26 protein-coding genes are annotated in these 23,856 nt (G+C 72.0%); 9 read left to right on the top strand and 17 right to left on the bottom strand.

The window, feature by feature from the left end; translation table 11 throughout:
* Nucleotides 1-365: 365 nt before the first annotated feature.
* Nucleotides 366-1,007 (bottom strand): DNA-3-methyladenine glycosylase, encoded by a 642-nt coding sequence (locus ACF068_RS24450; RefSeq protein WP_392276411.1) that lies wholly within the window; start codon nt 1,005-1,007, stop codon nt 366-368.
* Between the two features lie 83 nt (nt 1,008-1,090).
* On the opposite strand from ACF068_RS24450, the gene ACF068_RS24445 reads away from it, so the two are divergent.
* From ACF068_RS24445 to ACF068_RS24435, 3 genes are all read left to right on the top strand, one after another.
* Entirely contained in the window at nt 1,091-1,873 is a 783-nt protein-coding gene (locus ACF068_RS24445) for a sporulation protein (RefSeq protein ID WP_392276410.1), read from the top strand.
* 114 nt (nt 1,874-1,987) lie between these two features.
* Nucleotides 1,988-2,527: a YbhB/YbcL family Raf kinase inhibitor-like protein gene (locus tag ACF068_RS24440; protein WP_392276409.1), complete on the top strand. Its 540-nt coding sequence runs from the start codon at nt 1,988-1,990 to the stop codon at nt 2,525-2,527.
* Nucleotides 2,528-2,692: 165 nt separating this feature from the next.
* Nucleotides 2,693-3,199 carry an HNH endonuclease gene (locus ACF068_RS24435; RefSeq protein WP_392276408.1) on the top strand — a complete coding sequence of 169 codons (507 nt, stop codon included), beginning with the start codon at nt 2,693-2,695 and terminating at the stop codon, nt 3,197-3,199.
* A gap of 33 nt (nt 3,200-3,232) precedes the next feature.
* Here ACF068_RS24435 and ACF068_RS24430 read toward each other — a convergent pair whose 3' ends face one another.
* The 5 genes from ACF068_RS24430 to ACF068_RS24410 all read right to left on the bottom strand — a co-directional run bounded on the left by ACF068_RS24430 (nt 3,233) and on the right by ACF068_RS24410 (nt 6,754).
* Entirely contained in the window at nt 3,233-3,421 is a 189-nt protein-coding gene (locus ACF068_RS24430) for a DUF1272 domain-containing protein (protein ID WP_392276407.1), read from the bottom strand.
* Nucleotides 3,422-3,425: 4 nt separating this feature from the next.
* Nucleotides 3,426-4,196, bottom strand: coding sequence for a sulfite exporter TauE/SafE family protein (locus ACF068_RS24425; protein ID WP_392276406.1), 771 nt, complete (start codon nt 4,194-4,196; stop codon nt 3,426-3,428).
* 77 nt (nt 4,197-4,273) lie between these two features.
* Nucleotides 4,274-5,233, bottom strand: coding sequence for an SPFH domain-containing protein (locus tag ACF068_RS24420; RefSeq protein ID WP_392276405.1), 960 nt, complete (start codon nt 5,231-5,233; stop codon nt 4,274-4,276).
* 153 nt (nt 5,234-5,386) lie between these two features.
* Nucleotides 5,387-5,815 (bottom strand): NfeD family protein, encoded by a 429-nt coding sequence (locus ACF068_RS24415; RefSeq protein WP_392276404.1) that lies wholly within the window; start codon nt 5,813-5,815, stop codon nt 5,387-5,389.
* A 147-nt stretch (nt 5,816-5,962) separates the two neighbouring features.
* Nucleotides 5,963-6,754 (bottom strand): ABC transporter ATP-binding protein, encoded by a 792-nt coding sequence (locus ACF068_RS24410; RefSeq protein ID WP_392276403.1) that lies wholly within the window; start codon nt 6,752-6,754, stop codon nt 5,963-5,965.
* Between the two features lie 151 nt (nt 6,755-6,905).
* Between ACF068_RS24410 and ACF068_RS24405 the strand changes: the two genes are divergently transcribed.
* Nucleotides 6,906-7,706: a hypothetical protein gene (locus ACF068_RS24405; protein WP_392276402.1), complete on the top strand. Its 801-nt coding sequence runs from the start codon at nt 6,906-6,908 to the stop codon at nt 7,704-7,706.
* A gap of 409 nt (nt 7,707-8,115) precedes the next feature.
* Here the strand turns inward: ACF068_RS24405 and ACF068_RS24400 are convergent, their stop codons facing one another.
* The 3 genes from ACF068_RS24400 to ACF068_RS24390 all read right to left on the bottom strand — a co-directional run bounded on the left by ACF068_RS24400 (nt 8,116) and on the right by ACF068_RS24390 (nt 10,299).
* Nucleotides 8,116-8,361, bottom strand: a complete 246-nt coding sequence (locus tag ACF068_RS24400; protein WP_064072640.1) for a chaplin — start codon at nt 8,359-8,361, stop codon at nt 8,116-8,118.
* Between the two features lie 143 nt (nt 8,362-8,504).
* Nucleotides 8,505-9,149: a response regulator gene (locus ACF068_RS24395; protein WP_392276401.1), complete on the bottom strand. Its 645-nt coding sequence runs from the start codon at nt 9,147-9,149 to the stop codon at nt 8,505-8,507.
* Nucleotides 9,142-10,299, bottom strand: a complete 1,158-nt coding sequence (locus ACF068_RS24390; protein WP_392276400.1) for a GAF domain-containing sensor histidine kinase — start codon at nt 10,297-10,299, stop codon at nt 9,142-9,144. The genes ACF068_RS24395 and ACF068_RS24390 overlap by 8 nt, the downstream gene beginning before the upstream one ends.
* A gap of 242 nt (nt 10,300-10,541) precedes the next feature.
* On the opposite strand from ACF068_RS24390, the gene ACF068_RS24385 reads away from it, so the two are divergent.
* From ACF068_RS24385 to ACF068_RS24375, 3 genes are all read left to right on the top strand, one after another.
* Nucleotides 10,542-11,243 (top strand): SDR family NAD(P)-dependent oxidoreductase, encoded by a 702-nt coding sequence (locus ACF068_RS24385; protein WP_392276399.1) that lies wholly within the window; start codon nt 10,542-10,544, stop codon nt 11,241-11,243.
* Nucleotides 11,240-12,334 (top strand): S-adenosylmethionine:tRNA ribosyltransferase-isomerase, encoded by a 1,095-nt coding sequence (locus ACF068_RS24380; RefSeq protein ID WP_392276398.1) that lies wholly within the window; start codon nt 11,240-11,242, stop codon nt 12,332-12,334. The genes ACF068_RS24385 and ACF068_RS24380 overlap by 4 nt, the downstream gene beginning before the upstream one ends.
* Before the next feature lie 276 nt (nt 12,335-12,610).
* Nucleotides 12,611-13,339: a transglycosylase SLT domain-containing protein gene (locus tag ACF068_RS24375; protein ID WP_392276397.1), complete on the top strand. Its 729-nt coding sequence runs from the start codon at nt 12,611-12,613 to the stop codon at nt 13,337-13,339.
* 100 nt (nt 13,340-13,439) lie between these two features.
* Here ACF068_RS24375 and ACF068_RS24370 read toward each other — a convergent pair whose 3' ends face one another.
* Nucleotides 13,440-16,094: an FHA domain-containing protein gene (locus tag ACF068_RS24370; protein WP_392276396.1), complete on the bottom strand. Its 2,655-nt coding sequence runs from the start codon at nt 16,092-16,094 to the stop codon at nt 13,440-13,442.
* A 758-nt stretch (nt 16,095-16,852) separates the two neighbouring features.
* Here ACF068_RS24370 and serB point away from each other — a divergent pair.
* Complete coding sequence (gene serB / locus ACF068_RS24365) at nt 16,853-18,058, top strand: phosphoserine phosphatase SerB (RefSeq protein WP_392276395.1); 1,206 nt, start codon at nt 16,853-16,855, stop codon at nt 18,056-18,058.
* A 91-nt stretch (nt 18,059-18,149) separates the two neighbouring features.
* Here serB and ACF068_RS24360 read toward each other — a convergent pair whose 3' ends face one another.
* From ACF068_RS24360 to ACF068_RS24345, 4 genes are all read right to left on the bottom strand, one after another.
* Nucleotides 18,150-18,668 (bottom strand): SixA phosphatase family protein, encoded by a 519-nt coding sequence (locus ACF068_RS24360; RefSeq protein ID WP_392276394.1) that lies wholly within the window; start codon nt 18,666-18,668, stop codon nt 18,150-18,152.
* 124 nt (nt 18,669-18,792) lie between these two features.
* Nucleotides 18,793-19,017, bottom strand: a complete 225-nt coding sequence (locus ACF068_RS24355) for a hypothetical protein (protein ID WP_392276393.1) — start codon at nt 19,015-19,017, stop codon at nt 18,793-18,795.
* 192 nt (nt 19,018-19,209) lie between these two features.
* The gene (locus tag ACF068_RS24350) at nt 19,210-19,329 is read right to left on the bottom strand and encodes an SGM_5486 family transporter-associated protein (protein ID WP_392276392.1); all 120 of its coding nucleotides are present in this window, start codon (nt 19,327-19,329) and stop codon (nt 19,210-19,212) included.
* A 17-nt stretch (nt 19,330-19,346) separates the two neighbouring features.
* Nucleotides 19,347-20,702 (bottom strand): CynX/NimT family MFS transporter, encoded by a 1,356-nt coding sequence (locus ACF068_RS24345; RefSeq protein ID WP_392276391.1) that lies wholly within the window; start codon nt 20,700-20,702, stop codon nt 19,347-19,349.
* Between the two features lie 159 nt (nt 20,703-20,861).
* Here ACF068_RS24345 and ACF068_RS24340 point away from each other — a divergent pair, with 159 nt between their 5' ends.
* Entirely contained in the window at nt 20,862-21,551 is a 690-nt protein-coding gene (locus ACF068_RS24340; protein ID WP_392276390.1) for a FadR/GntR family transcriptional regulator, read from the top strand.
* Here the strand turns inward: ACF068_RS24340 and ACF068_RS24335 are convergent.
* The 3 genes from ACF068_RS24335 to fabG all read right to left on the bottom strand — a co-directional run bounded on the left by ACF068_RS24335 (nt 21,534) and on the right by fabG (nt 23,738).
* Nucleotides 21,534-21,935, bottom strand: coding sequence for a hypothetical protein (locus ACF068_RS24335; protein ID WP_392276431.1), 402 nt, complete (start codon nt 21,933-21,935; stop codon nt 21,534-21,536). The genes ACF068_RS24340 and ACF068_RS24335 overlap by 18 nt on opposite strands.
* A gap of 313 nt (nt 21,936-22,248) precedes the next feature.
* Nucleotides 22,249-23,016, bottom strand: coding sequence for an enoyl-ACP reductase FabI (gene fabI, locus ACF068_RS24330; RefSeq protein WP_392276389.1), 768 nt, complete (start codon nt 23,014-23,016; stop codon nt 22,249-22,251).
* A 5-nt stretch (nt 23,017-23,021) separates the two neighbouring features.
* Nucleotides 23,022-23,738 carry a 3-oxoacyl-[acyl-carrier-protein] reductase gene (gene fabG / locus ACF068_RS24325; RefSeq protein WP_392276388.1) on the bottom strand — a complete coding sequence of 239 codons (717 nt, stop codon included), beginning with the start codon at nt 23,736-23,738 and terminating at the stop codon, nt 23,022-23,024.
* Nucleotides 23,739-23,856 lie beyond the last annotated feature (118 nt).

Here is a 23,856-nt window from a genome sequence, read left to right as displayed (position 1 = left end):
GCACGCTGTTGAGTTCTCAAGGAACGGACGCTTCCTTCGTACTCACCCTCTCGGGCTTTCCTCCGGGCGCTTCCCTTCGGTATTTCGTGTTTCCAACCTTACCAGATCCGTTTTCCGTTCCGTTTCCGGTTCGGATTCTGTTTCCGGTGGCCGTTGGAGGGCCTTTGCCTTTCGGCGCTCCACCACTTTAGACCATTTCCCTGACGGCTCATAATCGGGCCGCTGGATTTCATTCCGGACATGCCGAAAATCAGACCCATTGTGGGAGTTCGATCTTAGGTGGTGGATGGCTGCCCCTGGGGTGCCTGGAACGGCAGGCCCAGCTCTTGCAGCTCGGTAGACATTAGGCGCTTCCGTCCCTCGAGTCAAGTCCTCTTCCGGCGGGGCGCGTGGGCCCGGTAGGGGCTGACGGTGGGGTCGCCCTCGATCCAGAAGCGCCAGGGGTGGGTGGCACCGTCGCCGCCGACACCGGTGCGGGGGCCGTTGCGGACCTGGTCGGACGGGACGGGGTCACCGGTCAGGACGGTGAGGGCCGAGTCCGGGCCGGCGCAGGCGTCAGTGCCGTCCAGGGTGCGGTCGACGTCGAGGGCGGTGGCGAGCCGGGCGGGGCCCTTGGCCAGTTCCTTGTCGTACCGGGCGGACAGCCGGCGTTTGCGGGCGAGCTCCTGGCCGACCTGGATCTCGCCGGCGCGGAGCAGGACACCGCTCGCGGAGCCTTCGGGACCGCAGACCAGGTTCAGGCAGTGCCACATGCCGTAGGTGAAGTAGACGTACGCGTGACCGGGCGGGCCGAACATGACGGCGTTGCGGGCGGTGCGGCCGCGGAAGGCGTGGGAGCCTGGGTCGGCCTCGCCCGCGTAGGCCTCCACCTCGGTGAGGCGGAGCTCGATGGGGCCGTCGTCCGTCGTGCGTACCAAGGTGCGGCCGAGGAGGTCGGGGGCGACCTCCAGTACGGGGCGGTCGAAGAAGTCCCGGGGCAGCGGCGTACGGTCGGAGCTCTCGATCATGTCGTACGAGCGTACTGGGAACCGGCCGCGGTCCCTGGGCGTATGCGCGTATGTAGGGGTCAGGATCCGGATAAGGAGTGAACATGGGGTTCAAGAAGCTGCTCGCGAGCCTGGGTGCGGGCGGCGCCTCGGTGGAGACGGTGCTCACCGAGGCGAACGTCGTGCCCGGTGGTGTCGTCCAGGGAGAGGTGCGCATCCAGGGCGGTTCGGTCGACCAGCGGATCGAGGGGCTGTCGGTCGGTCTCCAGGCCCGCGTCGAGGTCGAGGGCGGTGACCAGGAGTACAAGCAGGACGTCGAATTCACCAAGGTGCGGCTCGGCGGGGCCTTCGAGGTGCGGGCCGGGGCGGTGCACGTGGTGCCGTTCGGGCTGGAGATCCCCTGGGAGACGCCGGTGACCACCATCGCCGGTCAGCAGCTTCGCGGGATGGACATCGGGGTCTCCACGGAACTGGAGATCGCGCGGGCCGTGGACTCCAGTGACCTGGACGCGATCAACGTGCACCCGCTGCCGGCCCAGCAGGCCATCCTGGACGCCTTCATCCAGCTCGGCTTCCGCTTCAAGAGCGCGGACATGGAGCGCGGGCACATCCGCGGGACGCGGCAGAAGCTGCCGTTCTACCAGGAGATCGAGTTCCTGCCGCCGCAGCAGTACCGGGGGCTGAACCAGGTCGAGCTGACGTTCGTCGCGGACGAGCGCGAGATGGACGTCGTTCTGGAGATGGACAAGAAGCCGGGGCTGTTCAGCGAGGGCAGCGACTCGTACCGGGCGTTCACGGTGGGGCTGCACGACTTCCGGAACACGGACTGGGCTGCGTACCTCAACCAGTGGCTCGCCGACGTCGGTGGGCGCCGCAACTGGCTCTAGGGAGTGTCCGGAAAGTATCGGCGTCCGCCCGGAGGGCGGACCGGACGAGACTTCGCGGACCCGACCTAGGCTCGGCGGAGCCGATAGGAACAACAGCGAAACGGAGGTTCTGGCGTGACCCAGGGCGAGAAGAGGGCACCGCTTCCCCACGACTTCCATCCGCGGGTGCCGTCGTTCACCGTGGTGAGCGACGACGTCGCGGAGGGGGCCGTACTGGCGGACGCACAGGTCCAGGCGAAGGGGAACACCTCGCCGCACCTGCGGTGGGAAGGGTTCCCGGCGGAGACCAAGAGCTTCGCGGTGACGTGCTTCGACCCGGACGCGCCGACCGGGAGCGGGTTCTGGCACTGGGTGCTGTTCGACCTCCCGGCGACGGTCACCGAGCTGCCGGCGGGCGCGGGCGGCGGGAAGTTCGAGGGGCTGCCCGAGGGGGCGGTGCACGTCCGCAACGACTACGGGACGAGGGACTTCGGCGGGGCGGCGCCGCCGGCCGGGGAGGACCACCGTTACGTGTTCACCGTGTACGCGGTGGACACCGAGAAGCTCGGGCCGGACGCGGACGCCTCGCCCGCCGTGGTCGGGTTCAACCTGCGTTTCCACACGCTGGCGCGGGCGCAGTTGGTCGGTCACTACGCCGAGCCGGCGGAAAGCTGACCGTTCGCTTTTTGTTTGCCCGCTCCTGGTCTTGGAGAGATCAGGAGCGGGCATCTTTCGTTGCGCACGGATATTGCGTTGTCCAACCCGGCGCGCCCGGCCAGAGTTGGTCCCCAGCCCCAGGCCCGCCATGAGGGCGGGGCCGGCACACGGGAGGTGGGCAGGATGCGGGACACGCTGGTGCTCAACGCGAGCTTCGAGCCGCTGTCGACGGTGACGCTGAACCGTGCGGTGGTCCTGGTGCTCCAGGACAAGGCCGTCGTCGAGCAGGAGCATCCTCGTCTGCGCATGCGGGCGGCCGCCCTCGAACTGCCGGTGCCGCGGGTGATCAGGTTGTGCAGGTACGTCCGGGTGCCGTTCCGAAGACAGGCCCCGTGGTCGAGGCGGGGTGTGCTGGTGCGGGACCAGCACCGGTGCGCGTACTGCGGGAGACGCGCGACGACCGTGGACCACGTGGTGCCGCGGGCGCAGGGTGGCGGGGACAACTGGCTGAACACGGTGGCGTCCTGCGCGGAGGACAATCACCGCAAAGCGGACCGGACGCCGGAGCAGGCGGGGATGCCGCTGCTGCACCAGCCGTTCGTCCCGTCGCCGGCGGACGCGATGCTGCTGGCGCTCGGGGTGCGCGACCGGGCGGAGCTGCCCGAGTGGCTGTCCTCGGCGGCCGCGTGAGCCGCGGGGTGTGAGGGGAGCCCGTCCCGTCCGTCAGGAGGGGGCGGGCTCTTCGCGTACGGGGCGGCGGACGAGGTTCCCGCCGCAGTTCGGGCAGGCGTGCGTCATCGCCGTCGTACAGGCCTGGCAGAAGGTGCACTCGTAGCTGCAGATGTACGCGGTGCCGGTGGTGGACAGCGGTGTTCCGCACCGCTCGCAGGTGCCTCGCATCTCCAGTGCCATGGGGTCATCTCCTGACGGTGAGTTGGATGATCGCGAGGATACCCACGGCGATGATCACCGCGCGCAGCGCGGTGGGCGGGAGCCGGCGGCCGACCTTGGCGCCGATCTGGCCGCCGATGGTGGAGCCCACGGCGATGAGCAGGACCGCCGTCCAGTCGAAGCGGGCGGCGAAGAGGAAGAAGAGCGCGGCGATGGTGTTGACGACGGCCGCGAGGATGTTCTTGGTCGCGTTGAGGCGCTGGAGGCTGTCGTCGAGCAGCATGCCCATCAGGGAGAGGTAGATGATCCCCTGCGCGGCGGTGAAGTAGCCGCCGTAGACGCTGGCGAGGAGGAGGCCGGTGACGAGGAGCGGGCCGCCGTCGGGGTTGCCGGGGGTGCCTTCCCGGTCGCGGCGGCGCTGGACGGCCTTGGAGATGCGGGGTTGCAGGATGACCAGCAGCAGGGCGAGCGCGACCAGGACCGGGACGATGGTCTCGAAGGCGGTGGCGGGCAGGAGGAGGAGCAGTACGGCTCCGCAGAGTCCTCCGGTCGCGGCGGCGGCACCGAGGCGCAGGATGCGGCGGCGCTGTCCGGTGAGTTCGGCGCGGTAGCCGATGGCCCCGCTGATGGAGCCGGGGATCAGGCCGAGGGCGTTGGAGACGGTGGCGGTGACCGGCGGGAGGCCGGTGGCGACCAGGACCGGGAACGTGATCAGCGTTCCCGATCCGACGATGGTGTTGATCGTGCCGGCGCCGACGCCCGCGGCGAGGACGGCGAGCATCTCCCAGATCGTCACGCTGTGCCCTTCGTACAGGATCGGTGCTCGGCGGATCCGTGCTTGGTGCACTGATCATGCACGAAGGGTGGGGCGGGTCAGTCGACGGGGGGCTCTTCGCGTCGCTGTGCCGGGGGGCGTTCCTTGCCGGTGCCGGTGCCGCCGGTGTTGAAGCCGGGGGTGCCGTTGCCGAGGTTGCCGAAGGCGCCGGAGAGGCCCTTGAGGGCGTCGCCGATCTCGCTGGGGACGATCCAGAGCTTGTTGGCGTCGCCTTCGGCGATCTTCGGGAGCATCTGGAGGTACTGGTAGGAGAGGAGCTTCTGGTCGGGGTCACCGGCGTGGATGGCTTCGAAGACCGTACGGACGGCCTGGGCCTCGCCCTCGGCACGGAGGGCGGCGGCCTTGGCCTCACCCTCGGCGCGGAGGATGGCGGACTGCTTCTCGCCCTCGGCGGTGAGGATCTGCGACTGCCGGATGCCCTCGGCGGTGAGGATCGCGGCGCGCTTGTCGCGGTCGGCGCGCATCTGCTTCTCCATCGAGTCCTGGATGGAGGTGGGCGGCTCGATGGCCTTGAGCTCGACGCGGTTGACGCGGATGCCCCACTTGCCGGTGGCTTCGTCGAGGACGCCGCGGAGGGCCGCGTTGATCTCCTCGCGGGAGGTGAGGGTCCGCTCCAGGTCCATGCCGCCGATGATGTTGCGGAGGGTGGTGACGGTGAGCTGCTCGATCGCCTGGATGTAGCTGGCGACCTCGTAGGTCGCGGCGCGGGCGTCGGTCACCTGGTAGTAGATGACGGTGTCGATGTTCACGACCAGGTTGTCCTGGGTGATCACCGGTTGGGGCGGGAAGGGGACGACCTGTTCGCGCAGGTCGATCCGGTTGCGGATCGAGTCGATGAACGGGACGACGATGTTCAGTCCCGCGTTGAGGGTGCGGGTGTAGCGGCCGAAGCGCTCGACGATGGCGGCGCTGGCCTGCGGGATGACCTGGATCGTCTTGATCAGGGCGATGAAGACGAGCACCACCAGGATGACCAGGACGATGATGACTGATGGCATCGTGTGTTCCCCGTGCCCTTCGCTGCCGGTTGTCTGCCGGTTCGTTGCCGGTGTGGTTCGATGATCGAGTTTCGCAGACGGCGGGCCGTCGCGTGCGCCGTTCCGCGGGAGTTGACCGGGTTGCGGCGCGTGGCCGTCATGTCTGACCGCCCATCACATCACCACGGCGGTGGCCCCGTCGATCTCGACCACGTCGACCTGCTGTCCCGGTTCGAAGGCCTGGTCGCCGTCGAGGGTGCGGGCGGACCAGATCTCGCCGGCGAGTTTGATGCGGCCGCCGCTGCCGTCGACGCGTTCGAGCACGACGGCCCGGCGGCCTCTCAGCGCATCGATGTTGGTGGCCAGTTGTGGCCGTCCGTCGCGGTGACGGGCGGCGATGGGGCGTACCACCGCGATGAGGGCGACGGAGACGGCGGCGAAGACCACCACTTGGGCGACCATGCCGAAGCCGAGGCCCGCGGTGAGGGCGCCGGCGACCGCTCCGACGGACAGCATTCCGAATTCCGGCATCGCCGTCAGGACGAGCGGGATGCCGAGTCCCACCGCGCCGATCAGCCACCAGACCCATGCGTCGATGTCCACCTGGTCATGGTAGGACCGTGCGTCGGGTCGCGGACAGGGCGCGGTGGGGCGCCGGGGTTGCTCCGAGGCCACCAGGGGGCCGTGGCGCTGCCGTTGGGGGGTCCGCGGCCGGTCGGGGGGCCTTGGGGGCCGCGGAGGCCCGCGGGGTCAGGAGAGGGGCAGGCCCTGGGCGGTGTAGCGGTCGCCGACGCGTTCGACGACGAGGGGCAGGCCGAAGCAGTGCGAGAGGTTGCGGCTGGTCAGCTCCATCTCGATCGGGCCGGCGGCGAGGACCTTGCCCTGACGGATCATCAGCACGTGGGTGAAGCCCGGGGGGATCTCCTCGACGTGGTGGGTGACCATGACCATGGACGGGGCGTACGGGTCGCGGGCGAGGCGTCCGAGGCGGCGGACGAGGTCCTCGCGGCCACCGAGGTCGAGGCCGGCGGCGGGCTCGTCGAGGAGCAGCAGCTCGGGGTCGGTCATCATCGCGCGGGCGATGAGGGTGCGCTTGCGTTCGCCCTCGGAGAGGGTGCCGAACCGGCGGTCGAGGAACTCCGTCATGCCGAGGCGGTCGAGGAAGGCGCGGGCGCGGTCCTCGTCGATGGCGTCGTAGTCCTCGCGCCAGGTGGCGGTCATGCCGTACGCGGCGGTGAGCACGGTCTCGAGGACGGTCTGCCGCTTGGGCAGCTTGTCGGCCATCGCGATGCCGGCCATGCCGATGCGGGGGCGCAGCTCGAAGACGTCCACCTTGCCGAGCAGGTCCCCCAGGATGCGGGCGGTTCCGGAGCTCGGGAAGAGGTAGCTGGACGCGAGGTTGAGGAGGGTGGTCTTGCCGGCGCCGTTGGGGCCGAGGATGACCCAGCGCTCGCCCTCCTTGACCGACCAGGAGACGTCGTCCACCAGAGCGCGTCCGTCGCGGACCACGGATACGTCCACCAGCTCCAGTACATCGCTCATGAGCGCGTTGTCTCCCCTATGCGGTCGAGTCTCGTCGTCGCTTGCGCCGGCGGGCGAAGCTCCAGGGGAAAACCTACGCCACCGGTGACGGGGGTCGGTCCTTAGGGCCGGTTCCGGACAGTGGCCGGTCGGCAGTGCCTAGGGTGGGGGGATGCTTTCGGAACCACGTTCAGGACGGTTGGCCGCATGGGGGAACGCCCTGCTGGCCGGGATGGTGTCGCCGGATGAGGCCGTGCTCGCGATTGTCGGGGACGATGCCGTGCACCGGGTGGAGGGGCTGCCGGGCGAGGAGAGGCCGGTCGGTCTGACGCTGGCGCTCGGGCGGCTGCGGACGCTCGGGGTGAAGGGGTGGCGGGTGGCGCTCCCGGCGCCGGGGCACCCGCTGGGGCTGAGCGGGCCGCCGGCTTTCAACGCGCGGGCGCTGGAGGCCGAGGAGGCGGTCGTCGGGTACGGGGCGGCTTTCGGCCTCGTACCCGAGGTGTACGAGGCGGGACCCGTGGACGACGTGCACGTGGAGGTGGTGTGGCACTGCCTTCCGGTCCGGGAGGCCCCGCCGGCGGACGTGCCGTCGCTCGGGGAGGCGGAGCGGGAGCTGGCGGAGGCGCTGCGCGACGCGACGGTGGTGCTGACGCGGCTGAACGTGGCGGCGTCGGGCCCGGTGGCGGAGGCGGCGCTGGACGCGTACCGGGCGCGGGCGGAGGCGGGTCGTGAGGTGCTGGCGCCGGGGTACCCGCCGCGCGCGGTGCGGGTCCTGGAGCTGGCGCAGCGGGTGGGGTTGCTGGTGTCGCTCGCCCACTCCCCCGCGTACGGGACGGGGGGTGCGCACGGCGGGGCGGTGAGCGCGTCGGAGATGGCCGCCCGCGCCGAGGCCCTGCGGCCGGTGGAGCGGGTGGCCCGGCGGGCGCAGGTGGCCGCGTTCAACGCCTGGGTGGAGGAGCGCGAGCGGGGCTGAGGCGGGGCCTGGGGGCGGGACCTCGGGGGTGGGGCCGGGCGGCCGGTGGCGGGGGTTTAAGACTGCCGCTTCGCCTGGCTGGGCCGCCGGGCGGGCGGGACGGGGCCTTCGGCTGGTCGGCTTCTGTCGGGCGGGCATTCGCCGGCGGTCGGGCCCCAGGCCGGCTTCGGCTGGGCTCCGAGAGGCGTGGCGGCCTCGTCCGGCGGGCGTGGGCCGGAGCCGAGGGCCCGGGCGAGTCACGGCTCGTGGCGTCGCCGGGGAGGGGCAGCGCCCCGGGTGGGGCGGGGGCTGCCTCGGCCGACGGCCGGGGCCTGGCTATCGGCCGACCCACCGCCCCGCACCGTGCGGGCCGAGGGCCGTGGGGCCCTGGCTGAGGGGCGGCCCCCAGGTGGGGCTGGGGGCCGGGGCGTCAGTGGTTGACGGCGGTGTTGCCGAAGGCCGGGTTGAGCAGGCCGATCACATTGACGCTGTTGCCCGAGACGTTCACCGGGACGTGGACCGGGACCTGGACCAGGTTGCCGGAGGCGACGCCGGGGGAGCCGATGGCCGCGCCGTCCGCGTGGGCACCGCTGCTGGCGGACGCGGCGCCCGCGGCGGCGGCGACGAGGCCGCCGGCGACCATGGTGACGGCTGCGGCCTTCTTCAGGTTCTTCACTTCGTCCATCCTCCGTCGACTACCGCCGCGGCGGTCACCGCGGCACGCCATGGAGAACGGCCACGCGGCGCCCGGGTTGCGCCGAGTGGGTGACATACACCCGACAGTATGAATCTCGGACCGGTGCCGGGCCTCCCCTTGACTCAGCCGGTCAGGCCGTGGCGGACCGCCCAGAGCGCGGCCTGGGTGCGGTCGGCGAGGTCCAGCTTCATCAGGATGTTCGAGACGTGCGTCTTGACGGTCTTCTCGGAGAGGACCAGTGCCCGCGCGATCTCGCGGTTGGAGCGGCCGTCGGCGATCAGGCCGAGGACCTCGCGCTCCCGCTCGGTCAGGGTGGTGCCGCGGCCCGTGCCGCCGTTGGTCTCCTCCTGGGAGAGGAGCGCCACGGCCGCTTCCGGCTGGAGCAGTACGTGCCCGGCGTGCACGGAGCGGATGGCGCCGGCCAGCGCGTCCGGGTCGACGTCCTTGTAGACGTAGCCGGAGGCCCCGGCCCGGAGCGCGGGGATCACCGTGCGCTGCTCGGTGAAGCTGGTGACGATCAGGACCTTGGCCGGGTTGGCCAGCTCGCGGAGCTTGCGGAGCGCCTCGATGCCGTCCATGCCGGGCATCTTGACGTCCATCAGGACGACGTCCGGGCGGAGCTCCTCGGCACGGGCCACGCCCTCCGTGCCGTCGGCGGCCTCCCCCACGACCTCGATGTCGTCCTGGACCTCCAGGAAGGTGCGCAGCCCGCGCCGGACCACCTGGTGGTCGTCGACCAGCAGGACGCGGATCGTCTTGTCAGCCACCGGGGACCTCCATCTCGATCGTGGTGCCCTCACCGGGCCGGGACTGGACGGTGAGCCTGCCGCCGACGCCGCTCGCGCGGTCCCGCATGGAGACCAGGCCGAGGTGGCGGCCGGCCCGGCGGACCGAGCGGGGCTCGAAGCCCTTGCCGTCGTCGGTGACGCTGAGCAGGGCGCCCTGGCCGCGGCGTACGAGGGACACGGCGACCCGGTCGGCCCCGGAGTGGCGGAGGGCGTTGTGCAGGGCTTCCTGGGCGACCCGGAGGACCGCCTCCTCCTGGGCGGCGGGCAGGGCCCGTACCCCGGAGCTGTCGAAGGTGACGTGCGCGCCGTGGGCGCGGTCCAGGACCTGTATCTGGGCGCGGAGGGTGTGGACCAGGCCGTCCTCGTCGAGCGCGGCGGGGCGCAGTTCGACGACGGCGGCGCGCAGCTCGTCGGCGGCCTCGGCGGCGAGTACGGCGACCTGCTGGAGCTCGCCCTTCGCGCGGCCGGGGTCGCGGTCCACCAGCGCGGCGGCGGCCTGAGCGGTGAGGCGGAGGGAGAACAGCTTCTGGCTGACCGCGTCGTGCAGCTCGTGGGCGAGGCGCGAGCGCTCCTCGGCGATGGTGAGCTCGCGGCTCCGCTCGTACAGCCGGGCGTTGGTGAGGGCTATCGCGGCGTGCTGGGCGAGGATGCCGAGCAGTTCCTCGTCGTCCTCGGTGAAGCCGCAGCGGCCTTCGGGGGCGGGCCCCCGGGGGCAGCGCTTGTTGGCGAGGAACAGGGCGGCGATCGTCTCGTCGCCGTCCCGGACGGGCAGGCCCAGGAAGTCGGACATGTCGGGGTGGGCGGCGGGCCAGCCCTCGAAGCGGGGGTCCTTGCGGACGTCGGCCAGCCGCTCGGGCTTCGCCTCGTGGAGCATCGCCGCGAGGATGCCGTGCTGGCGCGGCAGGGGGCCGATGGCCTTCCACTGCTCCTCGCTGACGCCGTCCACGACGAACTGGGCGAAGCCTCCGTGGTCGTCCGGGACGCCGAGGGCCGCGTACTCCGCGTCGAGCAGCTCGCGGGCGGAGGCGACGATCGTCTTGAGGACGTCGCGCACCTCCAGGTGTCTGCTCATGGCGAGCAGGGCGGTGCTGACGGCGGCGAGGCCGGAGCGGGGCGGTCGATCGGTCATGCGTTCACGTTACCGGCGTGGTGTGACGGTCCGTATCGGACCGGGGACGGCGGTGGGTGGGGCGGAGGTCCTAGGTCGAAGTCCCCGGAGGGGTGGGGGCCGGCGGCCGAGGCGGTGGCCGGGGGCGGGGTTCCAGGCTGGGGGCGTCGGCCGGTCCGGGTCGTCCCGGCAGGGGCCCCGGTCCGGTGCGGCTCCTACCGGCTTGTTCAACGTCGTCACGGTTCACAAAGGGGATGGGTGTCATGGCTGTCGCGATCATCACGGGTGCGTCGAAGGGACTGGGGCGGGCGCTGGCCGTCGCGCTCGCCCGTCAGGGCTGGGACCTGGTGCTGGACGCCAGGACCGGCCCCGTGCTGGAGGAGACGGCGAGGGAGGTGCGGGCGCACGGGACGCGGGTGGTGGCGCTGGCGGGGGACGTCACGGACGGGTGGCACCGGGCGGCCCTGGTGGCGGCGGCGCGGGAGCTGGGCGGGCTGGACCTGCTGGTGAGCAATGCCAGCGCGCTGGGCGCGGAGCCGCTCGTGCGGCTGGACGCGCTGTCCCCGGAGGGGTTGCGGGCGGCGCTGGAGACCAATGTGGTGGCCGCGCTGGGGCTGGTGCGGGAGGCGCTCGGGCTGTTGCGGGCGAGTGCGGCGGGGTCGGTGATCACGGTGAGCTCGGACGCGGCGGTGGAGGCGTACGAGACGTGGGGCGGTTACGGGGCGTCGAAGGCGGCGCTGGACCACCTGGCGGCGGTCCTGGCGGTCGAGGAGCCGGGGCTGCGGGTGTGGGCGGTGGACCCGGGTGACATGCGGACGGACCTGTACCGGGCCGCCGTCCCCCTGGACGACGACTCGGGCAGGCCGGGGCCGGAGTCGGTCGTGCCGGGTTTCCTGCGGCTGCTGGCGCAGCGGCCGGCGAGCGGGCGGTACGTGGCTCCCGCGCTGGTGGGGGTGGAGGCATGAGCGTGCTGGAGGCGCTGCGGGTGCCGGAGGAGCTGTCCGCCCGGGTGCCGGCCGAGGAGCGGGGCGCGGGGCGGGACGACGTACGGCTGATGGTGTCGCGGGGGCCGGCCGTGTCGCACCACGCGTTCCGGGAGCTGCCGGCGCTGCTGCGGGCGGGGGACGTGCTGGTGGTGAACACGTCGCCGACGCTGGCGGCGGCGGTGACCGGGCGGCTGGGCGGGGACGCCGTGGTGGTGCACTTCTCGACGCGGGGGGACGACGGGCGCTGGTCGGTGGAGCTGCGGGACCCGGACGGGCGGGGCAGTACGCGGCCGCGGCCGGGCGGGCCGGCGGGCGGGGTGGTGCGGCTGCCCGGTGGCGCGCACCTGGTGCTGGAGGAGCCGCTGGTGGCGTCGGCCGGGCCGGTGGCGGGCCGGCTGTGGTGGGCGTCGGTGTCGGTGGGTGTGCCCGGGCTGCTGGCCGGGTACGGGCGTCCCATCCGGTACGGCTACACGGAGCGGGACCAGCCGCTGTCGGCGTACCAGACGGTCTTCGCGCGGCCGTCCCGGGACGGGGCGGGGTCGGCGGAGATGCCGAGCGCGGCGCGGCCCTTCACCGCGGGGACGGTGGCGGAGCTGGTGAGCAGGGGCGTGCAGTTCGCGCCGGTGAGGCTGCACACGGGGGTGGCGTCGGCGGAGGCGCACGAGCCTCCCTACCCGGAGCGGTTCGAGGTGCCGGCGGCCACGGCGTGGCTGGTGGGGGCGGCGCGGGCGGGCGGCGGCCGGATCGTGGCGGTGGGGACGACGGCGGTGCGAGCCCTGGAGTCGGCGACCGGTGCGGACGGTGTGGTGCGGGCGGCGGAGGGCTGGACGGACCTGGTGGTCACGCCCCGGCGCGGGGTGCGGGCCGTGGACGGGCTGCTGACCGGACTGCACGAGCCGGAGGCGTCGCACCTGCTGATGCTGGAGGCGGTGGCGGGCAGGGAGGCGCTGGGCCGTGCGTACGCCGAGGCGCTTCGGCGCCGGTACCTGTGGCACGAGTTCGGCGACGTCCACCTCATCCTCCCCCAGGAGGGGGTGCACGGAGAGCATCGCTTGTGCAACAGCAGGTGAGACCGTCACGTGCTCGATGTGAGCCCGCACATAGGACCCAGGTCACTTACGAAAGTGGTTAGTGGGTGCCATAAAGGTCAGATCAGCGCTGGCCCAGCGGGTGTCGGGAGGGTCCTGGGGCGCTCCGCGGCACCCGCTGATCCACTACGCGCCTTCGTACGTCACACCTTTGCCCCAGGATTTTGCTGCCGCTAAGAATTGCATCCGTCGCCCGCCGAGCAGGCGAAGCGCCGCCCTGGCCTTGCGACGTCCCGCGATTCGAAGAGGTACGACTGCATGTCCGCGTTCAGCACCCGCCCCGGCTTCAGCCGTCTCAAGAAGAACCACAAGCTTTCCCTCGCCGGCGTAGCCACGCTGAGCGCCGCCGCGCTCGCGTTCTCCGTCGTTCCGGGCAACGACGCCGCCGCCGAGACGGAGCCGCAGGCCGTTGCCGCCGCCGCTGCTCCGGTCGCGTTCATGAACACGCAGACCAAGCCGCTGCACCTCGGCATCACCGAGCAGCAGACGACCATCGAGCTCAAGGCGAAGGCCGACGCCGCCGCCGCGAAGGCGAAGGCCCAGGCCGCCGCCGCCGCGAAGGCCAAGGCGCAGGCCGCCGCGAAGGCGAAGGCCGAGGCCGCCGCGAAGAAGCGCGCCGCCGCCAAGGCCGCCGCGAGCCGCGCCGCCGCCCGCAAGCCGGTCTTCGCCAACAACCTCGACGGCTGGATCCGCGAGGCGCTGCACATCATGAAGAAGCACAACATCCCGGGTACCTACGAGGGCATCCACCGCAACATCATGCGGGAGTCCAGCGGTAACCCCCGGGCGATCAACAACTGGGACATCAACGCCATCAACGGCATCCCCTCGAAGGGTCTGCTGCAGGTCATCTACCCGACCTTCAAGACCTACCACGTGCCGGGCACCAAGTTCGACCAGTACGACCCGGTCGCCAACATCGTCGCCGCCTGCAACTACGCGGCCGACCGCTACGGCTCCATGGACAACGTGAACAGCGCCTACTGAGCCGGCCGGCACCCGTCGTCCGCACGCGCCGGAGGGCGGCACCCCACGTGGGTGCCGCCCTCCGGCGCGTGTGCGTGCCCCTCGGGCCCGCCCCCGTGCGCTACTTGCGCATGACCTCCGGCTCGTGGCGGCGCAGCAGCCGCGCCACGATCACGCCGCAGAGGGCGCCGAGCGCCAGGAGCGCGCCCATGTCGACCATCCACTGGCCCACCTCGCTGTCCCACAGCGGGTCCGTGTCGGTGGGGTCGTCCTGGTTGGGGAACAGGCGGTTGAGCTCGACGGTCGTTCCGGCGGCGGCGACCGCCCAGCGGGACGGCATCAGGTAGGAGAACTCGTTGACGCCGACCTGGCCGTGCAGGGTGAACAGGCATCCGGTGAAGACGACCTGGATGATCGCGAACATCACCAGCAGCGGCATGGTCTTCTCGGCGGTCTTCACCAGCGAGGAGATGATCAGGCCGAACATCATCGAGGTGAAGCCGAGCGCCATGATCGGCAGGCTCAGTTCCAGCCGTACCAGGGAGGAGCCGAAGATCAGGCCCTCGTCCGGCACGTCCCGCATGCCGAAGCCGATGCCACCGATGATCGCGCCCTGGAGGATGGTGATCAGACCGAGGACGATCACCTTCGACATCAGGTACGCCGAACGTGACAGGCCGGTCGCCCGTTCCCGTTCGTAGATGACCCGTTCCTTGATCAGTTCTCGTACGGAGTTGGCGGCGCCGGCGAAGCAGGCACCCACCGCCAGGATCAGCAGGATCGTGGCGGCGCTGCCGTTCGGGCCGCGCGGGCTGGGCCGGAGGCCGTAGTTCGAGCTGATCAGCGTGGAGACCACGCCGAGGACGGCCGGCAGGATCACCATCAGGGCCATGAAGCCCTTGTCGGAGGCGATGACCGAGAGGTAGCGGCGGATCAGGGTCAGCAACTGGGCGCCCCAGCCCTGCGGCTTGGGCGGGCGCATCGCCTGGGCCGGGGGCATCTCCACGGACTGCGGGGCGACGGCGTCGAGGTCGGCCGCGTACATCTGGTAGTGCTGCGAGCCCTTCCAGCGGCCCGCCCAGTCGTAGTCGCGGTAGTTCTCGAAGGCGGAGAAGACGTCGGCCCACGTCTCGTAGCCGAAGAAGTTGAGCGCCTCCTCCGGCGGGCCGAAGTACGCCACGGAACCACCGGGCGCCATGACCAGCAGCTTGTCGCAGAGCGCGAGCTCGGCGACGGAGTGGGTGACGACCAGGACCGTGCGGCCGTCGTCGGCCAGGCCGCGCAGGAGCTGCATGACGTCGCGGTCCATGCCCGGGTCGAGGCCCGAGGTGGGCTCGTCCAGGAAGATCAGCGACGGCTTGGTCAGCAGCTCCAGGGCCACCGAGACGCGCTTGCGCTGGCCGCCGGAGAGGGCGGTGATCTTCTTGGTCTTGTGGATGTCGAGCTTCAGCTCGCGCAGGACCTCGTCGATCCGCGCCTCGCGCTCCTGCGCGGTGGTGTCCGCGGGGAAGCGGAGCTTCGCGGCGTACTTGAGCGCGGTGCGGACGGTCAGCTCCTTGTGCAGGATGTCGTCCTGCGGGACCAGACCGATGCGCTGGCGGAGCTCGGCGAACTGCTTGTACAGGTTCCGGTTGTCGTAGAGGACATCGCCCTGGTTGGCCGGGCGGTAGCCGGTGAGCGCCTTGAGCAGCGTCGACTTGCCGGAGCCGGACGGGCCGATGACCGCGACGAGCGACTTCTCGGGGACGCCGAAGGAGACGTCCTTCAGGATCTGCTTGCCGCCGTCGACCGTGACGGTCAGGTGGCGGGCCGAGAAGGAGACCTCACCGGTGTCGACGAACTCCTCGAGCCGGTCGCCGACGAGCCGGAACGTCGAGTGACCGACGCCGACGATGTCGTTCGGGCCGATGAGGGCGGAGCCGGACTTGGCGAGCGGCTGGCCGTTGACGTACGTGCCGTTGTGCGAGCCGAGGTCGCGGATCTCGAAGCGGCCGTCGGGCGTGGCGTGGAACTCGGCGTGGTGGCGCGAGACCTGGAGGTCGGAGACCACCAGCTCGTTCTCCAGCGCACGACCGATGCGCATGACGCGGCCCAGCGCGAACTGGTGGAAGGTGGTCGGGCTGCGCTCGCCGTGGACCGGCGGGACCGCGGGGGCGCTGCCGCCGCCCTGGCCCGGGACGCCCCGCGGGTACGGCTCCGCGGGACCGGCGGGGCCGCCGTGGTGACCGGCCGGGCCGGACTGCTGGTGCGGGACGTGCGGCTGCGCCTGGGGCTGGGCCTGAGCCTGGTGCGGCTGCTGGGGCCAGCCCTGCTGGGGCTGCTGCTGCGGGGCGGCCGGGGCCTGCTGCTGCCAGGCCTGCTGCTGCGGCGCCTGGTGCGCGGCGGCCTGCGGGGCCTGGGCATGCGCCTGGGCTTGGGGCTGGGGCGTGACGGCCTGGGCGCCGTACGCGCCCGCTCCCGCCGCGCCCGCCCCGCCCGCCGCCGCAGCGTCGGTCAGGCTCACCCGGGGACCGTCGGTCGCGTTGCCGAGGTGCACGGCGGAGCCGGGGCCGATCTCCATCTGGTGGATCCGCTGGCCCTGCACGTACGTGCCGTTGGTGGAGCCGTGGTCCTCGATGACCCAACCACGGCCGTTCCAGCTCACCGTGGCATGCCGCCACGAGACCCTGGCGTCGTCGATCACCAGGTCGCCCTGCGGATCACGTCCGAGGGTGTACGACCTGGACGGATCGAGAGTCCAGGTCCTTCCGTTCAATTCCAGTACGAGTTCCGGCACTCCATGCCCCACTACTTGTCCCCCGAGTTCCCCCCGTGCAGGGAGCCTAGGGATGGCGAACATCGGGGGGAACTATTTCAGGCCCGGAGCCGGAATCGAAAGTCGGGCGGTGTGAAGACAGCGCGCAGGCGCCCCGGCGCTCTGCTCCTCCGTGCCGTTGACTGCGGAGAAATACGTCCCGAGGGTGGCAAGAGCCCATGACTGCGTACGGATCATACGTGAACGGGGCAACTCGGCACGGATGGCGAGTACTTCCGGGGTCCTGTGTACGGGGGCGGCGACGGTGGGGGTGTCCGGTGGGGTGGTGTGATCCTGGCCTCGGTCGCCGCCGCGGGCTGGGCGGTGGCGGCCATGGCGGGCGGCGCGGCGCTCGCACTGCGCCCGCTGGGCGCGGACACGGCGCCGACGGGGCCGTGGTGGTGCTCGGGACGGGTGGCTCGGTGACACCGGTCGCCGAGGTGTCGGGGGGCGGGGGTGGCGAGCGCGGTGACGGTGGGGGCGGCCGTCGGCGTGATGCCCGTGGGCGTGGGGGCGGACGGGGCCGCCGGGGCTGCCGGAGGCGCCGGAGTGGCCGGGGCCGGGAGCGCGGGAGCCGGGGTTCCCGGGCCGCCCGGGCCGCCGGGGCCGGGAGCGCGGGAGCCTGGGTGGCCCGGCGGCTGACGCGGGGGGCGGGCCGGGGGCGCGGCGGGGCGGGTGGGTGTCCGGTGGTCGGGACGGGGCGCGCCCGACCGCGCGGGGGCCGATACGGTGGGAGGACCATGAGCGCATCGCAGACCTCTGACGTTCCCACTCTCCTCGTCAAGATCTTCGGGAAGGACCGCCCCGGGATCACCGCCGGGCTGTTCGACACCCTGGCCGCCTTCTCCGTCGACGTGGTCGACATCGAACAGGTGGTGACCCGTGGCCGCATCGTCCTGTGCGCGCTCGTCACGGAGCCGACCGCGAGCACCGAGGGGGAGCTGCGGGCCACCGTGCACAGCTGGGCCGACTCCCTGAAGCTCCAGGCGGAGATCATCTCCGGTACGGGTGACAACCGGCCGCGCGGCTCCGGACGCTCGCACGTCACCGTGCTGGGCCATCCGCTGACGGCCGAGAGCACGGCGGCCATAGCGGCCACGATCACCGGCACGGGCGGCAACATCGACCGCGTCTTCCGGCTGGCGAAGTACCCGGTGACGGCCGTGGAGTTCGCCGTGTCGGGTACGGAGACGAGCGCCTTGCGCACCGCGCTGGCACCCCAGGCGCACGAGATCGGCGTGGACGTGGCGGTGGTGTCGGCGGGCCTGCACCGCAGGGCGCAGCGGCTGGTCGTCATGGACGTGGACTCGACGCTGATCCAGGACGAGGTGATCGAGCTGTTCGCGGCGCACGCGGGCTGCGAGGAGCAGGTCGCCGAGGTGACGGCCCGGGCGATGCGCGGTGAGCTCGACTTCGAGCAGTCCCTGCACGCGCGCGTGGCGCTGCTCGAGGGGCTGGACGAGTCCGTGGTGGACAAGGTGCGGTCCGAGGTCCGGCTGACGTCGGGGGCGCGCACGCTGATCCGTACGCTGAAGCGGCTCGGCTACCAGGTCGGTGTGGTGTCGGGAGGGTTCACCCAGGTCACCGACGACCTGAAGGTCCGGCTGGGTCTGGACTTCGCGTCGGCCAACACGCTGGAGATCGTCGACGGCAAGCTGACCGGCCGGGTGACCGGCGAGATAGTCGACCGGGCCGGGAAGGCGCGGCTGCTGCGCCGGTTCGCCGCCGAGGCCGGCGTACCGCTCGCGCAGACGGTCGCGATCGGTGACGGGGCCAACGACCTGGACATGCTGAACACGGCCGGCCTGGGCGTGGCCTTCAACGCCAAGCCGGTGGTGCGGGAGGCCGCCCACACCGCGGTCAACGTGCCCTTCCTGGACACGGTGCTGTACCTGCTGGGCATCACCCGGGAAGAGGTCGAGGCGGCGGACGCCGACCAGGACTAGCCCCGGGCCCGGGCCAGGATCCCGGGGTCGGTGAAGGGCCCGGACACCGCTCGGTGTCCGGGCCTCCGTCGTGTACGCGCGGAGGTACGGCCTAGTCGTGGGGCGCCCAGTAGCTCAGCAGCTTGCCCACGCCGTGCTCCACGGACTTCCAGGAGCCGCTGAAGCCGACGACGGCGAAGGCGGAGGCGGGGAAGGCGCCCTGGTTCATCCGGGCCAGGGTGTCCCCGTCGGCCGAGCCGGCGAGGGCGTCGGCGACGGCGTGCATCCCCGGGTTGTGCCCGATGACCACGAGGTCGTTCACGTCCTCCGGGGTCTCGTTGAGCAGCGCGATGATCTCCCCGGGTGAGGCTTCGTAGAGCCGCTCCTCGTAGACGGTTTTGGGGCGCTGTGGCAGCTCCTGGACCGCCAGCTTCCAGGTCTCGCGGGTCCTGACCGCGGTGGAGCACAGGGCCAGGTCGAAGGCGATTCCGGTCTCGGCGAGCCGGCGGCCGGCCACGGGGGCGTCCTTGCGGCCTCGCTCCGCGAGCGGCCGCTCGTGGTCGGACACCTGGGGCCAGTCGGCCTTCGCATGCCGGAGTAGCACGATCCTGCGGGGTGTATCGACGCTCATGCTCACCAGCTTCGCATGAAACACGCCGCCGGGCGCTGGGTGTTGACCAGCTCGCCCCTAGATCGTGTCCGCGAAGTCTCGCCTGGCACCGCGCCTCGCCGCGGCCTGATCGCCAGGACACCGCCTAGCGCGCGAGCGTGTGCTGGATCTGCTCCAGGATCCGGGCGACCGCCGGGTCACCGCCCGCCGCGTGTGCCTCACCGCTCCCGGTGAGGAGCCCGAAGAGCACGGCGAAGGCGAGCACGGGGAGGGCGAGGGACCACCAGGGCAGCCGGGTGTCGGCGCCGCCGGAGGAGGCCCGGCCGACGGGGATGGCGGGCGTCCGCCGCTGCTGCGTACGGGCCGGCATGGCAGCCTCCGTGGGTCCGTGGGTCCGTGGTGCCGAGGTGGTGGTCGAAGTGGCTTCCACGTTACGGATCATGGGCTGTCGGGCCCATCCGGCAAGCCACCCACTCGACCCTGACCCTGGCCCCCTAGGGGATGGTGGGGCCAGCCCCACCCCCGCCCCGGCGGTGACCGGTCACCGGTCACCGGTCACCGGTCACGGAGAGGCGAGCGTGGCGATGATGCCGATGACCACACCGATCGCCAGCATCGCGCCGAGCACGAGCAGGAGCTTCTTCTGGCCGTTCGGGGGGTTCGGGTCGAGTACGGGCTGCATGGGCCCAGTCTCGCACCTCAGGCTTCGTCCTCGATCGTCCGGTCCCGTCCGGCGATGATCCCCACGGCCATCTGCGGCACCATCAGCCCCATCATCAGGACCAGCGGGGTGCCCCAGCCGCCGCTGTGCTCGTAGAGGGCGCCGACCAGCGTGGGCCCGGGGATGGAGATCAGGTAGCCGACGCTCTGCGCGAAGGCCGAGAGGCGCACGACACCCCCGCCCGTCCGGGACCGCATGCCGATCATGGTGAGGGCGAGCGGGAAGGCGCAGTTGGAGACGCCGAGCAGCAGCGCCCAGGCCCACGCCCCCGCGGCCGGGGCGAAGTGGAGACCGGCGTACCCGCTCAGTCCGCACAGGCCGAGGACGACGACGATGGGGCCCTGGTTCTTCATGCGGGTGGCGAGCCGGGGGATGACGAAGGCGAGCGGCACGCCCATCACCATGGTCACCGCGAGCAGCACCCCGGCGGTGCCGGCGGACACCCCGGCGTCGCGGAAGATCTGGGGCATCCAGCCCATGGTGATGTAGGCGCCCGTGGCCTGGAGGCCGAAGAAACAGCCCAGCGCCCAGGCGGTGCGGCTGCGGGTGATGCGGAAGGCGGGTGCGGGTGCCTCCCGCCGGCCGGCTCCGGCCGGGCCCGTACCGGCGCGCTCCCCCGTGCCGGCCGGGGCGGCGTCGCCGCCGCGGTGGCGTACGAGCGGGAGCCAGGCCACCACGGCGAGGGCGCCGAGGACCGCCCACACGGCCAGCCCGGCGCGCCAGCTCCCGCCGAGCGCGTCCGTGACGGGCACGGTCGCGGCGGCGGCGAGCGAGGTGCCGAGGGCGAGGGCCATGGAGTACAGGCCCGTCATGGTGCCGACGCGGTCGGGGAAGTACCGCTTGACGATCACCGGCATCAGGACGTTGCTGACGGCGATGCCCATCAGGGCCAGGGCGCTGGCGGCCAGGAAGGCGGCGGTGCCGCCGGTGAAGGGGCGGATCACCAGGCCGGCCGTGATGGCGGCCATGCCGGCGAACACGACGGCTCCGGGGCCGAAGCGGCGCGCGAGGCGGGGAGCGGTGATGCCGAAGACGGCGAAGCAGAGCGGCGGTACGGAGGTGAGGACGCCGGCGACTCCGCCGCTCATGTGCAGTCCGGTGCGCACCTCTTCCAGGAGGGCGCCGAGGCTGGTGATGGCGGGGCGGAGGTTGAGGGCGGCGAGGACCAGCCCGACGACCAGGAACCGGGCCAGCCAGACCGTCCCCTGCTGCTGCGGGGCGGTCGCGGCGGGGGCGGTTCCGGCGCCGTCGGCAGGTGCCGCCGGGGCGTGGCTGTCCGTACGGGTGGGGGTCTGCGTCCGGCTCTGGGTCCGGGTCTGCGGCTCGTCGGGCATGACCCCATCATAGAATCATGGGATGATTGACTGTCCAATCCTCTGCCGGGCCTCATGAGACCCGGTCTCCTGAGGGTCCGGATGCGGTCCTTCTGAGAACCTGGGAAGGGCCCGCCCAGGCCCCCTGCCCGTCCCATCCCGCCGGAGCCAAGGAGCACCATGGCGCTCAGCTCTCCCCGCCGGTCCGCGCTGTCCGACCAGGTGATCGCCCAACTGCGGAACCAGATCACCTCGGGCGAGTGGCCGGTCGGCTCCCGGATCCCCACCGAGCCGGAGCTGGTCCAGCAGCTTGGCGTGGCCCGCAACACGGTCCGGGAGGCGGTGCGGGCACTGGCCCACAACGGCCTGCTGGACATCCGCCAGGGCTCCGGGACCTACGTCGTGGCGACCAGCGAGCTGGCCGGGGTGATGCACCGCCGGTTCGCGGGCGCCGACCCCCGGCACATCGCCGAGCTGCGCTCCACGCTGGAGTCGTCGGCCGCCCGGCTGGCGGCCGCGCGTCGCACCGACCGGGACATGCGGCAGCTCGACACCCTGCTGGCCCGGCGCGAGGAGGCGTGGGAGGCGGGTGACGCGGAGCTGTTCGTGGCGGCCGACGCGACGTTCCACCTGGCGGTGGTCGCCGCCTCGCACAACGACGTCATGTCCGAGCTGTACGCCGACCTGGGCCATCTGCTGCGGGACTGGCTGCGCGACGACGTGGGCCAGGACCTGCGGCCGGAGAACCACATGGACCACGCCCGGCTGGTCGAGGCGATCCGGGCCGGCGACGCCGACGCGGCGGCCTCTGAGGCGGCCGGCTACCCGTTCATGTGCCTCGGCGGTGATCGCTCACCGGCCGGTCGCTGATCCGGGCGTCGCCCGATCGTTCACCGGCCGGTGGCTGATCCAGGCGTCACCGACCTCCTTCCAGCAGCGCTGGGTCAGCTCGGCGTAGACCGTGGGGCCGACGTCCACGGGACGACTGTCGGAGTCGATGTCCCACCAGCGGGCGCACTCGACGTGCAACTGGACACGGTCCGTACCGGGATAGGGGTTGTGGCAGTACGCGGTGACGCGGGAGCCCTCGACCGACGTACGGCAGGACGCCACGTACACCTCCTGCCCGGCCGCGTGGGCCTGGGCCCCGAGGGCGACGCCCGACAGCAGGGCCGCGGTGGCCGCCAGGGCGCCGGCGCGGCTGCGCCCCGCCGGCGGAACGGTCCTCGCGGGCGGCCCGTCGCCGTCCGCCACCGGTACCCCGGCCGTCCCGCGCCCTGTCAGGTGCCTCGCCGGGGGCCTCGCCGCCCGGGTCCTCACCGGGGCCCCCGCCACCCCGGTCTTCGTCACCACGGCTTCGCTCACCACGGTCACACCTCCTCCCCGTCTCCCCGAGCCACGGATCATGCCTGTCCGTTTCCCACCAGTTTGCCGGGTTTTCGGTGACTCTTCGACTCGAAGGCGCTTCGGAGCGTACGGACGTGCGAGAGAAGCCGCCCTGTGGGGAAAAGCGAAGGCCGCGCACCGCTCCCCCGGAGCGGTGCGCGGCCTTCGGGCGCGGGAGGGCTCAGGCGCCCATGATGTGCACGCCGCCGTCGACGTGGACGATCTCGCCGGTGGTCTTGGGGAAGAAGTCCGACAGCAGCGCGACGACGCCGCGGCCGGCGGGCTCCGGGTCGGCCATGTCCCAGGCCAGCGGGGAGCGCTCGTCCCACACCTTCGCCAGCTCGCCGAAGCCCGGGATGGACTTGGCGGCCATGGAGCCGATCGGGCCCGCCGAGATCAGGTTGCAGCGCACGTTCTGCTTGCCGAGGTCACGGGCCAGGTAGCGGCTGGTGGCCTCCAGGGCGGCCTTGGCCGGGCCCATCCAGTCGTACTGCGGCCAGGCGAACTGCGCGTCGAAGGTCAGGCCCACGACCGAGCCGCCGTTCTGCATCAGCGGCAGGCAGGCCATGGTCAGCGACTTCAGCGAGAACGCCGAGACGTGCATCGCGGTGGCCACCGACTCGAACGGCGTGTTGAGGAAGTTGCCGCCGAGCGCGTCCTGCGGGGCGAAGCCGATGGAGTGGACGACGCCGTCGAGGCCGCCGAGCTCCTCGCGCACCACGTCCTCGACGCGGGCCAGGTGCTCGTCGTTGGTGACGTCCAGCTCGATGACCTTGGCGGGCTTGGGGAGCTTCCTGGCGATGCGCTCGGTCAGCGTGGGCCGGGGGAAGGCCGTCAGGATGACCTCGGCGCCCTGCTCCTGGGCCACCTTGGCGGTGTGGAAGGCGATGGAGGACTCCATCAGCACACCGGTGATCAGGACGCGCTTGCCCTCGAGAATTCCGCTCATGTGACTCAGTGACCCATGCCCAATCCGCCGTCAACGGGGATGACGGCTCCAGTGATGTACGAGGCGTCGTCGGACGCGAGGAACCGGACCGCGGCGGCGATCTCGTCGGGCTGCGCGTAGCGGCCGAGCGGCACCTGCGACACGATGTTCGCGCGCTGCTCGTCGGTCAGCACCTTGGTCATGTCGGTGTCGACGAAGCCGGGTGCGACGACGTTGAAGGTGATGTTGCGCGAGCCCAGCTCGCGGGCGAGGGAGCGGGCGAAGCCGACCAGTCCGGCCTTGGACGCGGCGTAGTTCGCCTGGCCCGCGGAGCCCAGCAGGCCGACCACGGAGGAGATCAGCACGACACGGCCCTTCTTGGCGCGCAGCATGCCACGGTTGGCACGCTTGACGACGCGGAAGGTGCCGGTGAGGTTGGTGTCGAGGACGGCAGTGAAGTCCTCCTCCGACATCCGCATCAGCAACTGGTCCTTGGTGACGCCGGCGTTGGCCACCAGCACCTCCACGGGACCGTGCTTCTCCTCGATCTCCTTGTAGGCCTGCTCCACCTGCTCGGCGTCGGTGATGTCGCACCGGACGGCCAGGAAGCCCTCCTCGGCGAGCTCTGCCGGGTCGCCGGAGCGGTACGTGATCGCGACCTTGTCGCCGGAGTCGGCGAAAGCGCGGGCGATGGCGAGGCCGATGCCCCGGTTACCTCCGGTGACGAGAACCGAGCGGCTCAACGGATCACCCTTTCCGTAGCGGTGTGGTACCCCGGAAACCTATCGGTCCCGCCCCCGCTACGGAGAATCGACCCCTGACAGTGGCGCAGGGGCGTCACTGTCGGGTCCCTACAGAAAG

Source organism: Streptomyces sp. NPDC016309, assembly GCF_043077235.1.
Lineage (GTDB): Bacteria > Actinomycetota > Actinomycetes > Streptomycetales > Streptomycetaceae > Streptomyces.
The sequence above is the reverse complement of the archived record's forward strand: the minus strand, read 5'-3'. Positions and strand labels throughout refer to the sequence as shown.